Origin of the sequence: Candidatus Mycoplasma haematominutum 'Birmingham 1' (genome assembly GCF_000319365.1) — a bacterium.
GTDB lineage: Bacteria > Bacillota_I > Bacilli_A > Mycoplasmatales > Mycoplasmoidaceae > Eperythrozoon_A > Eperythrozoon_A haematominutum.
Genome location: NC_021007.1, coordinates 501233 through 513880, shown reverse-complemented (window position 1 = coordinate 513880; position 12648 = coordinate 501233). Strand labels below are relative to the sequence as shown.

Below are 12648 nucleotides of genomic sequence, written 5' to 3'. Positions count from 1 at the left end.
AACCTTTACAACCTATAACGAAAATAGAATGGAACCTATTATTGATGAAGGATTTAAAAACTTTAGTAAATTTCTCATAATCTTGATTTTTTAAAAAAAAGTCAATTTTGTTATTGTTTAAAAAATTTTCATGTTCTTGATTTAATATCTTTTCTAATTTCCTATTAAATTTATCTGTATTTTTTTTGTAATTATTTTTTAACACTTTCTCTTCAAATGAACTCATTTTTGAAGTTTTAAGATTTTTTATGTGTTCTTCAATTTTGTTTAAATTCAGTTAATATAAGTAATTAAATGAAGAGGACTTATCAACCAAAAAAAAGAAAAAGAGCTAAGACGCATAGTTTTTTAATTAGAATGTCTACTAAATCAGGTAGAGAAATTATTAATTCCAGGCGTAGAAAGGGGAGGAAAAAATTGACAATTTCTGATAGATAATTAATAAATTTTTAATGTATTTTTTAGAAAAATTTAAAGTTTGCAAAAAAAATATAGATTACTAAAGAAAGGTGATTTCGATAAAGTTTTTAAGTCAAGGAATAGGATTAAGACTACTAATTTAGTCTTTTATTATCTTCCTAATTGTTTAGGAAGAGAAAATTTAAATAATGTAAAGATAGGGATTGTAATCCCTAAAAAAAAATGAAAAAAAGCTAAAGATAGAAATTATTTAAAAAGAATTTTTTGAGCAGCTAATGCTCATAATAACTTAGATAATTTACCTAAGACATTATCAGTATTTTTATATACAGATTTTTTTTACTCTCAATATAAATTCAAAAAAGTAAATTTTGAAAAATTAAACAGAGAAATTAAACAAATTTATTCAATTTTTTCTAAAAGATGTTTTTAAATTTTAGGTTTGGCTGAATTGTTCAACAACAACAAAAAAGATTTGGATTACTTTCATTTCATCCAGATGACCCATTTTATGATCCTATTAAGTTTTATTTCAAAAAGGGATTTAAAATATTCAAGATTGTTTTATATTCTTTCTGCAGTTTGATGATTGCATGATCTTTTTTTCAAAATTTCACTGTATATGCAAAGAGTAGAGCAAAACCAGGAGAAGGTTTAGAAGCAGCTTATACTCCTTCCGGAGACGGAAGAACAGGAGATTATAGGTATGATGCTTTTCCCTGAACTCCAAACCCTTGAGCATATTGACCATTAATTAGTTCAGAAAATGGTTTTGGTCCTTTTATACAGTGATTTGTATATCCATTTTCTAGATTATTTTTATATTTGATTTGAACATTTAAGGGTACAACGGGAGGTACAATTGATAACTCAGGATTTAATGTAATTTTTGCAATATGAATAATTCTTATATTTATGAAATTTGTAACTTTCTTTACCACCTTTAGGGCTCAATTTTATTCAGATAAACAGCAGAGACATAAAAAAAATATTGCCTTAATTAATGAAAAATATGAAGGAGGTACTGAAAAAACAATGGAATGAAGGCAAATGGCAGCTTTAAGGCAAAGAGAGGTTTCAGAATACAACAAACGACAGGGATTAAAGCCAATGGCACCTTTAGAGAATTTTTTCATAAATTCTCCAATTTTTTTAATAGTTTATAGGCTAATGACAATCACCAGACCCGTAAAGTATGCCAGATTATTTGGAAAAATGCCTTTTTCAGAATCCCCCTTTTATCAAATTTTTTCTTCAAATTTTTCTTCAACAGGTTGAATGTTTTTAATTTTTTGCATGATTGTAATTCCTGTTAATATTTTCAGTCAAAAATTGCCAACTTTTTTAATGAAGAAAAGATTTCCTGATTACTCTGTAGATAGCAATTTAGGTTTTAGAAATATAAATATTACAAACGGTAAGACTTTGCAAAATGTTATGACAATAATTTTTATTTGTTTCTCTCTATTTTGATCAATTAGTCTTGCTATATATTATTTTTTTAATGCTTTATTAAATATACTTTCTAACTATACAATTCATGTGATTCTTAAAAGATTTAAAGAGCAAGAAAGTGTTCTTTCAAGAAAACTTAAGACATTGGGCATTTAGGTAATTAAAAATAATAGGAAATTATCACAAGTTTTTTTAAAAAATAAAAATGTTCAAAAAAGAATTGCAAAAAAAATTAATGATTCTAATTATGGAATTATTCTAGAAATTGGACCCGGTTGTGGCCAAATAACCCAATATCTAACACTTAGTAAGAAGGAGTATATTGGAGTCGAAATTGACTCCAATCTTTGCTCCTTTCTTTCTTCTAAATTATCTTATTTAAAACCCAAAATTATTAATAAAAATTTTCTAGAGATACAGGAGCAGGAAATTTTGGAATTGATTACAACTAAAAAGCCTGCACTTTTATTTGGAAACATTCCATACCATATTAGTACTAATATATTATTTAAATTTTTAGAACTTCAATTATTTCAAGAAGCCTATTTTACAATACAAAAAGAATTTTTTGAGGTAATAATAGCTCCCTTTAATAGTAAAAAATATTCTTCAATTTCAGTTTTATTTCAAACATTTTGCGAAATTCATAAATTTTTTTGAATTGATAGATTAAATTTTTATCCTAAACCCCAAGTAGACTCTGTTTTTATTTCACTAAAAAAAACATTTTCCCCCAATAAAGAAATATTAGAGAATTATCTAAATTTTGTAAGAAAATGCTTTTTAAAGCCCAGAAAAATATTGTGAAATAACTTAATTTCTGAAAAATTTGACGTAATGAGATTGAGTTTTATTTTTGAGAAAAATAATTTACACAGGAATATAAGAGCACATCAATTAAAACCTTCTGATATTTTTAAATTATTCTCTAATTTAAGTTAATTTATTTGTTTAATTCCTCTATTATTACACCCATTCTGTTTTTATTTTGAATTTCATATTTAAGTACTTCTTTTAAGTGAGATAAAAATTGATTTGTAGTATTAATTCCATCATTCAAGATAGTTTCACTCATTTTTTTTAGATAATTTACAGGAATTTTCTTTAATAGAGAAAAAACAAAAGAGAGAATTCCATTAATTATAGATTGATCTATGTTTTTTTGGATACATTCTGTAATTCATGACTCTAGAGTTGTAGGGGCCTGCTTTTTCCTTGTAAGTTTTAGATAGAAGGAAACAGCCGAACAATTAGAGAAAAGTTTATTGAATTGTCGTTTAAGTTCTTTTTTATCTCTAGAAATATGTAATTTTTTTCAGAATTGATGATATTCTTCAATCTGGAATTCAGAAGAAACAACCTTTAATTCTTCGTTTATCAGATTTGTTAATTCAACAATTGAAAGATAATATTCACCTTTTTCATTAGTTTTCATAGAAGATCTTGAAAGTTCAATAATTCTCGAAGAGCTCAGTTTTTGATTTTCTCAGTATTTTTCTAGTATCTCAACTATTTTATGAGAGAGCTCAAACTCTTTACCAAAAGATTTATAAAGTTCGTCATAAAAAGATCAGTAAAGTTTTTTATCTTTGGAATTTAGATTTGATAAATTATTAACCTTTTGAGATAACTCTTTCGAGAAGGTCAACTCATCATATTCTTTTGTCCTTCCAATACTGTAAATTAGCTCAGTTAATTTAAATTCAGGAATTAGATTTTCTAGTATTTTTTTTTTAGAAAGAAGTTCTCGAATATTTTCTGGAGAATGTAACTTCAAAATTAAATGTTCATCTAGATTTTTCTTTCCAGAAAAAATAGATATCAATTTATGTTTTTCTAGTTCTTGTATTGACTCTCTAAATTCCTGATAAGTTAACTTTTGAGATTTCAGTAAATTTTCAAAACTATATTTTGAGGAAGGATTGAGAGAATTAACCCTATTTTGGGAGTATAGATATGGAAATAAGATTAGACTCTTTTTAGAAAGTAGGAAAGAATATACCTGAAAATAAGATATCCAGTCAAATTCAACAGGGTCAATGTCTATTTGAAGTGACTCGCTCTTTTTCTCTGAATTTAGCATCTAAAAGAAAGTAGTCAATTTAACTTCTATTGCTCTTCAATTACCTTAATTATCTTAAGAATTTTTTATAAGTTTTTTTATAAACAATTTCTTCTTACTTAAACCAAAATTTTAAGAATCAAATGAGAAGTTTATTTATTTTTTTAGGGTACTAAAAAGAGGTAAATGATTTTTAATTTTCCCTTCCAGTAATGTTTTGAAAGATACTTTATTGATTAAATTTTTTACCCAAATTGATGGAAGAGGCGGGTGAAATTCCATTAGAACCAGATCATGATGATAGATCATCTGGTCGTTTTGATAAATGAAAATCAGCTCTTTACCCTGGAGGGATCAGTCCAAGGCGAAAAAGCCGAATGCTTCGACTGATTTTCCTGGGAATTGTTATTTTACTTATTTATTTTTTATTTTTTTATGATAGAGCGATACATTTAAGTGGTTTAAATCTTTGCTCTTCTAATGGAGAATGTAACGGGAAATTAAAACTAGACGAAAGTTATGAAATAAAGGATAAATATCACGAACATTCAAAAGCTGAGAAGATCATGACTAACAGCAATGATGATGTTTTCAGGGTTTATGCAAGAACTACTAATAATCAATTAGTCTCCTTTAATGTGACAAGATCGAGAAACGGAGGAGAGAGTGGTAAAGATACTCACCATTATACGCTTAATTGTAAAAATGGAGGAACTTGCAAAATTTCTATAAATTGTGGAGAGAATGGTAAATCTTGCGGTTGTTGTTGTGGTCAAAAAGATGGATGCACTTGTACAGGAAAATGTTGTAGTGGAGAGAATGGTTGTTGTTCGGACGGAAAAAAATGTTGCTGTTGCTGTTTCGCGCAACTGGTGGAAGCAGCCATTCTTAATGCGGATGCACCAGATAGAATGACAGCGGGGAGAGTTTTTTTCTCTCTATTACCCACAATACTTTATTTACTAGTATTTATGTTTTTGGCTAGAGGGGCAGCAAAAGGGCAATTAGGACTTTATGGAGGAAAAGGAGGAATTTTTGGAATAGGAAAATCTATAAGTAAAACTAATAAAGCTAAGGTAACTTTTAAAGATGTTGCTGGAATTAAAGAGGAAAAAGAGGAGCTAGAAGAAATAGTTGATTTTCTAAAAAGACCTAAGAAATATGCATCTATGGGAGCTAGAATACCGAAAGGTGTAATTTTATATGGACCTCCAGGGACTGGTAAGACGTTGCTAGCCAAGGCAGTTTCCGGAGAATCTAATGTCCCGTTTTTGGAGGCCTCCGGGGCGAGCTTCGATGATATGTTTGTGGGGGTTGGAGCTAAAAGAGTTCGAGAGCTATTTGATAAAGCCAAGAAGCTGTCTCCCTGCATTATCTTCATTGATGAAATAGATGCTCTAGCTGGAAAGCGTGGAGGAAAGTTTAATATACAGGGAAATGAACAAACAATTAATCAATTACTTAGTGAGATGGATGGTTTTAATACTCAGGCAGGAATAATAATAATTGGAGCTACTAATAGATTGGAAAGTATTGATGAAGCAGTTCTAAGACCTGGTCGTTTCGATAGACATATTCAGATAAATTTACCCGATATTGCGGAGAGAAGGGAAATATTGAAGTTACACGCAAAAAATAAAAATCTCTCTAATAAGATAGATCTTGAAGAAGTTGCTAGAAAGACTCCAGGTTTCTCTGGCGCTCAATTGGAAAATGTACTTAATGAAGCAGCATTATTAGCTGTTCGAGGAAATAAAAAATTTATTTCAACCACAGAAATTGATGAATCTATTGATAGAGTTATGGCAGGTCCAGCCAAGAAAGGTAGAAAAATATTGTTAGCTGAAAAAAAGCAGATTGCATTCCACGAAGCTGGTCATGCAATTGCAGGATTATATACAGATGATGGTGAAATTGTAGAAAAGATCACAATTATTCCCAGAGGTAAGGCAGCCGGTTACGTTCTTTCAGTTCCTAAGATCCAAGAGAGATCTATTAGCACTAAAAAACAACTACTTTCCACAATTATTACCTTGTTGTCAGGTAGAGCATCGGAAGAATTATTTTTCGGATTGGACAATATAAGTACTGGAGCATCAAATGATCTATATAAAGCTACTCAAATTGCAAGAAATATAGTACTAAAGTTTGGAATGAGCAATTCTGCAGGAATGACCCAATTCATACCTTCTGAAGAACCAGAAAATCCCTACAAAAATAATTACTCTGAAACTTATGCAAGAATCATCGATGATGAGGTAAATAAAATACTTTATTTTCAATATTTAAAGGCAAAAAAATTAATTGAAGATAATAAGTCTGAACTTCTTTTGATTGTTGAAACTTTACTACTGTTAGAAACTATAGATAGAAATCAAATTGAATTTATTCATAAGTACAGGAGAATTCCTAAAGAGGCTGAGGCAGAGAAAGAGAGAAGGCGTTCTCAGTCTAATTTCAGTGTCAATTCATTTTCATCTAACTAGTGATTTCTAAGAAATGATTTAGAGATGATTTTGAATTTTTAAAAGAAAGAATGCAAGGTAGGGATATTGATATTTCGGTATTAGAAAAAATTAGGGATTTAGATAAGGAGATGTTGGTAATTAAATCTGAACTTGATATTGTGAGGAGTGAAAAAAATTTACTTTCTAAAAAATTTGAAAATAGTAAAGTTGAGAAAATGAAAAAAATGAAAATTCACTTACAAGAATTAGAGAATAAATATGAAACAAAGAAAAGGGAATTTGATCATTTAATTTCCATTGTTCCTGCAGTACCCGATTTGGAGACACCGCCACTAGAAGATCAGGAGATTTTAGTGTGAGGCAAAATTGATCGTTTCAAAGAATATAAGTCTTATCTTGAGTTGTCTTTAAAAATTGAGTTAATTGATTTAAAGTCATCTGTTAGAAATGCAGGTTCTGGCTTTTCTACGTATACTGACAAGGGTGAAAAAATTATTAGAGCATTAATAGCTTTCACGCTTGATTGAGCAGAAAGACATGGTTTTAAACGATACTATCTACCTGTAATAGTTAATAGAGATTCTCTCTTTTGTACTTCTCAGATTAGTAAATTTCAAGATACTATTTTTCAGATAAAAAATTCTGAAGATAAATTTTTATCACCTACTGCTGAGGTACAGTTAGTGAATTTATATAGAGGTCAAATAATTGAAAAAAAAGAGTTACCAATTAAAGTCTGTGCAAATACCAATTGCTTTCGGAATGAAAAAATGGGAGCCGGAACAGAGAGTAAGGGAATTATGAGACTCTATCAATTTATTAAGACAGAATTAGTTATGTTTGTAGAAGAAGCTGAATCAGAAAATGCACTTAATTATCTTTCAGGAATAATTGAGGGCATTCTTAAAGAATTAAATCTACCATTTAGGAAACTTTTACTCTCAAGAAAAGAATTATCTTTTTCAGCAACAAAAACTTATGATTTTGAAGTTTGAATGCCATCTGAAAAAAAATATCGAGAAATATCTTCTCTTTCTAATACCAGGGATTTTCAATCCAATAGAGGTAAAATACGCTATAAACAAGAAATACTAGATCCAAAGGAGAAGAGTAAAAATGTTCATATATTAAATGGATCATGCTTAGCTATTGATAGACTATTTGCAGCCATTTTGGAAAATTATCAGTTACCTAATGGGGACATTCAAGTCCCCACTTGTTTAATTAATTATTTACATATGGAAAAAATTTCTAAATAAACTATGTCTATTAAGTACTATTCTTTAGGGGGTCAAGACGAGAGATTTAGATATAGTGGAGTATTAGAGTTACATGGAGATGTTTTTTTACTAAATGCAGGGGCTAGTTGCGTTAATGCAAATCTATATGATATTGAGGAGATTATTCCAGATTACAAAATATTATTACCCTTAAAGTCTCGACTTAAGGGAGTATTTATAGGAGTTCCTAGAGAGTTAAATATTTCTTCAATCCCCTATTTACTCCAGATGTTTCCTAATTTACCTATTTATACAAACTCTTTCGGTGCGGAAATCATTAATTCTTTTCTCGCGAGATTTGAAAGTGTTAAGGGAAAAAGAATTTCACCAAAAATTATTACTTTAGATTTAGTTAGTGAGCACTCTGTAACTACAGATGTAAAGGTAGTTCCTATAAAAGTGGCCGCAACTTTACCGAACTCTCTAGCCTGAGCTTTTAAATTTTCTCAGTCAGAGTATGTAGTATTTATTGATGAATTTGTAGTCGCTTCAGAAAATTTACCATGTAGGGATAATCAGTTAAATGTCTTATTTCAGAATTTAAAAAGTAAAGTTTCACTTTTAATTATTGGGACACAATCTTGCGCTACAGTTTCGACTTTCGCCTTAAAACCTTCAGATAATTTTGTATATCTCAAAAAATTAGTTTCCAGAATTAATACAAGATTGATTGTTGCAATCTACCTAGATGATTGATATACAATTTTTAACTTGAGCAAAATAGCATACATTTATAGATACAATTTCTCCATTTTTCCTGACGAGCTTTCAGTACAATTCAATAGTTTTTTAGAAAAAAATAAGTTAAAGGAATATATGTCTTCAGTAAATGAATTAAATTCAGATGGAAAAAAGGTACAAATTGTGGTTGTTGCAGGAACTCACAACACACTTTACAGTTACTTGAGAAAAATTCTGGAAGGAGTAGAACCTAGATTGAAGCTTATCCCAAAGGATGTGATAATTTTTATGACAAATACATTTATCGAAAAGGAATTAGAGGAAATTTCTACAATTAATGAGCTTGCTAGAAATGGAGGAGAAGTGTTAAAAGCGCCCTCTTCTTTAGTTCCATATATGGCTGGAGCTGAGGATATTATGCTACTTGTGAATTGCCTCTCTCCATACAATGTAGTTCCAGTGAATGGTTTTTACAAAGATTATGTAGAATTCAACAAATCATTGTCAAATGTAATGAATCCTAGAAAGATTCACTTTTTAGAAAATGGGAATTATATTACTTTAGATAGAAAAAATGTAACAGTAATTGAAAATGAAATTTCTGAAGTTTATGTTTCCGGTCAGGAGATGTTAGATATAAATAGAAATACTTTATTTGAGAGAAAATTATTAGCTCAAAGTGGAGTAATAATTATTGCGATTAGATGCAATAATAAAAAGAATGTAATTAGTAAACCTATAGTCAAGATGATGAGCGTGTTTGCAAAAGATTTTCAAAAACAAGATGAAGCACTAACTCAGGTAAAAAATTATCTGAGACAGGATTTATCTAAGTATCTTCAATTCAATTCAGAAATTGATAATAGATCTTTGAAGCAAACAATTAGAAAATCTGTATATCATGCGTTAGATCCTTTCTTATTTAGAAAACCATCAATATTAGCTGTGATCTCTCATTTACATTAATTTATGAGTGACTTAATGTTTGTAGAGTCTCCCACGAAAGTAAAAAGCATTGGAAAATACTTAAATGATAAAGATATGAAAATATTAGCGACTAAGGGTCATATTAGAGATTTAGCCAAAGGGTGAATAGGTTTTGGACCGGGAAAATTAGATATTAAATGAGAAGACAAAAATAGTTCAATAATTAGAGAAATTAAGAAAGCTGCCGATAAGGCAAATAAGATTTATCTCTCTACAGACCCAGATAGAGAGGGAGAAGCTATCTCCTGACATATTTTCGAGGTAATTGGAAAGGATAATCAAAAAAAATGTCTACGAGCTGTCTTTAATGAAATTTCTGAAAAAGCAGTTAAAAAAGCAATAGACAATCCAAGGGAATTAGATCAAGCTCAGGTGGATTCTTATTTAGCTAGAAGATTATTAGATCGTTGAATAGGCTTTAAATTATCTCAATATACTGGCAAGAAAATGGGAGGAGAGTCTGCGGGTCGGGTACAATCGATTGCATTGAAATTTTTAGCAGATAGAGAGGAGGAAATTAAGTCTTTTAAAAAAGAAGAATGATTTATACTGGATGTTCTACTTGAGAATGATTTAAAAATTTCTCTCTTTCAACTGTCTGGGGAATTGAAAGATCAAATAAGGATTATTGAAACCGAAGATAAAAGTAGGATTAGATTTGAGACGAGTGTTGATGCAGAAAATTTAATTCATAAGCTAGATACCTCTTATAGATTAGAAGAAATCTCTGAACCTAAATTATTTTTCGATAACCCTCCATTACCCCTTAAAACTTCAACACTTTATGAAAAGTCAATTAATATATTTGGGATGAAATCTGATATGGTGAGAGAGGTTTCTCAAAAATTATATGAGGGAATAAATTTAGGAGGAGAAATTGTTGCACTTATAACCTATCCCAGAACTGATAAAACCGAACTTTCTAGTGATTTTGTACAAGAGTTGAAGAAATATATTCTTTCTAGATACTCCACTAGTTATTGACAAGGGGATAATTTAAAACTTTCTGAAAGTTCTATGAAAAAACATGCACCGTTAGTGCAGGGAGCCCATGAAGGAATTAGACCGATTGATTTGAGCTGAACACCTTCTCGAGTGTCTAAATTTATTACAACAAATTCTCCAGAGTATAAAGTCTACAGCTTGATTTGAGCTTATACCTTAGCCGCATTTTCCAAGTCTACGAAAATTAGAACCACTAGATATTTTTTTAATAATCAGGAAAATTTATTCGTTGTTTCTGACATTGTAGAAATTTTTGATGGTTTTAAAAAGTTTTTAAGAGAACAGGGATTATTAACATTTCCAGAGTCGCCTAATACAGTATTCAAAGAATTAAGAAAAGGAGAAACTTATGAGCAAAAAAGTTTTAGTATTGAATCGCGACAGAATAAACCTCCCAGAAAGTATAGTGAAGCTAGCTTAATCAAGGCATTAGAGAAAAAAGGCATTGGGAGACCTTCTACATATCCTACGATTTCTAAGACAGTTTTGAAGAGAAATTATGCAACTATTAAAAATAAATATTTCGAAATTACTGAATTAGGTATAAAAATTTCTAAAGATTTGGATAAGAATTTCTCTAATTTCATTTCCTATGATTACACAAGAATCATGGAAGAAGAGTTGGATAATATTTCTCAGTCTAAGACAGATTGAAGAAAATTTCTCGAGAATCTTTTTGTAGAGTGGGGAGATGCTTTTAATAAGGCTGAAAAGATAGAGATAGTAGAGGGAAGGGTTTGTCCCGAATGTGGGGCCGAACTGGCTAAAAAATTTGCTAAAAAATGAAAGAATTACACCTCTAGTAGTTTAGGTCAATTTATTGGATGTACTAAATATCCTCAGTGTAAATATTTAGAAAGATCAGAAATTTCTAAAAAGGAAGCAGAGTTTGTAGACAAAAATTGTCCTGAATGTTCTTCGCAGTTAGTTAGGAGAAAAAATAGGTGAAACAGATATTTTACTGCATGTTCAGCCTATCCTAAATGTAAATATTTAGAAAAAGAAGTAGTTCAATTCGAGTTAGTAGAGAATGAATTTTGTCAGGGTTGTTCAGCACAGTTAATTTATAGAGAATCTGCTAAAAGGCCAGGAAAAAAATTTAAAGCTTGTCCAAATTTTCCCTCTTGTAGGTATATTTCTACAGGAAAAAGTTCACAATTATTAGACACAAAATGCAAGTTATGCGATAATTTTTTAAAAAAAATAGTTTCTAGATGAGGTAATCAATTTATAGCGTGTTCTTCTTACCCTAAATGTAAATATAGGGAAAATATAGTACAAGATAAAAAAAGTTAAGAAAATTTAAGTAAATTTTTAGTTTTCTCTCCCCCCCCTCTAGGGGGAGAAGGAGGGTTATTTAATTAATAATTTGTTTGAATAGTGCTTTTGAGGTTATTGTACAGCAATTTTAAGTCAAAAACAGTGTTTAAACTTTCCCTTAATCTTATTAATTTATTAACTCCTTTAATTTCTTCTATCTCTTCAATCAGGTAATCAATTAATTTTTGTAATTCTACCTTGGAGAGAGAGCTAAATTTTTTGAAATATTTATCATTTGTTACATTTTTACTTCTTCATATATCCACTAATTTTGTACTAAATGCAAATAATTCATTATCTGAAAGAAACTCTTTTTTATCAGTCACTAACTAATCTGTATTAAAGAGCCTGTTTCCAGCATCTCCAAGACCAGGAACTATATATCCATGAGAGTTAATTTGAGGATCTATAGCAGCAGCATAAATATTAATTTCAGGATATTTTCCTGTAATTAAGTCTATCGCTTGCTGCGAGAAAATAATACCCATAATAATTATCTCTTTGAAGTTGTATTTAGACAGAATATCTAGAGATTTCAAAATGGTAGAGCCGGTTGCTATTAGTGGATCGCAGAGTATTAATTTACTGTTATCTAAATTTTCTGGAAATTTTTCGTAATATTTAATGGCTCTTAAGTTTTCGTCTCTATATATTCCTAGATGAACTACTGAACAATTTTCAAAAAAAAATTGCAAAGCATCAGACATGACCAATCCAGAACGTAATATAGGGACTACAACCACCTTACCAGATAATTCTTTTATATTACAAGAACTAATGGGAGTTTGAATTTCTTTATTTTTAAAAACAAACTCCTTATGAGCTTCAAAAGCAAGAGCCCATGTTATTTTTTTGAGATTTTCTCGCAAAAGAGTTGAGCCATTTTGTTGATTTCTAGCTCGACCAATAAAATGATCTACAAAATTATTTTTTACTACAAAAACAGAAATATTGAAAAAGAATTAAAGTA

12 protein-coding genes are annotated in these 12648 nt (G+C 29.7%); 8 read left to right on the top strand and 4 right to left on the bottom strand.

Annotated features, from left to right (window positions below; translation table 4 throughout):
- The coding region (locus MHM_RS03035) for a hypothetical protein (RefSeq protein WP_043902171.1) at positions 1 to 226 on the bottom strand (226 nt) is incomplete at its 3' end.
- Positions 227 to 294: 68 nt separating this feature from the next.
- Between MHM_RS03035 and rpmH the strand changes: the two genes are divergently transcribed.
- The 4 genes from rpmH to rsmA are packed head-to-tail and all read left to right on the top strand — an operon-like array spanning position 295 to position 2817.
- A complete protein-coding gene (gene rpmH / locus MHM_RS02810) occupies positions 295 to 438 on the top strand; it encodes a 50S ribosomal protein L34 (RefSeq protein ID WP_015511930.1) in 144 nt (47 codons plus the stop codon).
- A gap of 40 nt (positions 439 to 478) precedes the next feature.
- Complete coding sequence (gene rnpA, locus MHM_RS02805) at positions 479 to 853, top strand: ribonuclease P protein component (RefSeq protein ID WP_015511929.1); 375 nt, start codon at positions 479 to 481, stop codon at positions 851 to 853.
- Complete coding sequence (locus MHM_RS02800) at positions 844 to 2031, top strand: YidC/Oxa1 family membrane protein insertase (protein ID WP_015511928.1); 1188 nt, start codon at positions 844 to 846, stop codon at positions 2029 to 2031. The genes rnpA and MHM_RS02800 overlap by 10 nt, the downstream gene beginning before the upstream one ends.
- 3 nt (positions 2032 to 2034) lie before the next feature.
- On the top strand, positions 2035 to 2817 hold the full coding sequence (gene rsmA / locus MHM_RS02795) for a 16S rRNA (adenine(1518)-N(6)/adenine(1519)-N(6))-dimethyltransferase RsmA (RefSeq protein WP_015511927.1): 783 nt from the start codon (positions 2035 to 2037) through the stop codon (positions 2815 to 2817).
- Between the two features lies 1 nt (position 2818).
- Here rsmA and MHM_RS02790 read toward each other — a convergent pair whose 3' ends face one another.
- The gene (locus MHM_RS02790; protein WP_015511926.1) at positions 2819 to 3958 is read right to left on the bottom strand and encodes a hypothetical protein; all 1140 of its coding nucleotides are present in this window, start codon (positions 3956 to 3958) and stop codon (positions 2819 to 2821) included.
- 191 nt (positions 3959 to 4149) lie between these two features.
- Here MHM_RS02790 and ftsH point away from each other — a divergent pair, with 191 nt between their 5' ends.
- The 4 genes from ftsH to topA are packed head-to-tail and all read left to right on the top strand — an operon-like array spanning position 4150 to position 11654.
- Positions 4150 to 6423, top strand: a complete 2274-nt coding sequence (ftsH, locus tag MHM_RS02785) for an ATP-dependent zinc metalloprotease FtsH (RefSeq protein ID WP_015511925.1) — start codon at positions 4150 to 4152, stop codon at positions 6421 to 6423.
- Positions 6423 to 7664 carry a serine--tRNA ligase gene (serS, locus tag MHM_RS02780; protein ID WP_015511924.1) on the top strand — a complete coding sequence of 414 codons (1242 nt, stop codon included), beginning with the start codon at positions 6423 to 6425 and terminating at the stop codon, positions 7662 to 7664. Before ftsH ends, serS begins: the two co-directional genes overlap by 1 nt.
- A 3-nt stretch (positions 7665 to 7667) precedes the next feature.
- The gene (locus MHM_RS02775; protein ID WP_015511923.1) at positions 7668 to 9332 is read left to right on the top strand and encodes a ribonuclease J; all 1665 of its coding nucleotides are present in this window, start codon (positions 7668 to 7670) and stop codon (positions 9330 to 9332) included.
- A 15-nt stretch (positions 9333 to 9347) separates the two neighbouring features.
- Positions 9348 to 11654, top strand: a complete 2307-nt coding sequence (gene topA / locus MHM_RS02770; protein WP_245529202.1) for a type I DNA topoisomerase — start codon at positions 9348 to 9350, stop codon at positions 11652 to 11654.
- A 65-nt stretch (positions 11655 to 11719) separates the two neighbouring features.
- Here topA and MHM_RS02765 read toward each other — a convergent pair whose 3' ends face one another.
- Positions 11720 to 12004, bottom strand: a complete 285-nt coding sequence (locus MHM_RS02765; protein ID WP_015511921.1) for a hypothetical protein — start codon at positions 12002 to 12004, stop codon at positions 11720 to 11722.
- Positions 12005 to 12007: 3 nt separating this feature from the next.
- A complete protein-coding gene (gene upp / locus MHM_RS02760; RefSeq protein ID WP_015511920.1) occupies positions 12008 to 12628 on the bottom strand; it encodes a uracil phosphoribosyltransferase in 621 nt (206 codons plus the stop codon).
- Between the last annotated feature and the right edge of the window lie 20 nt (positions 12629 to 12648).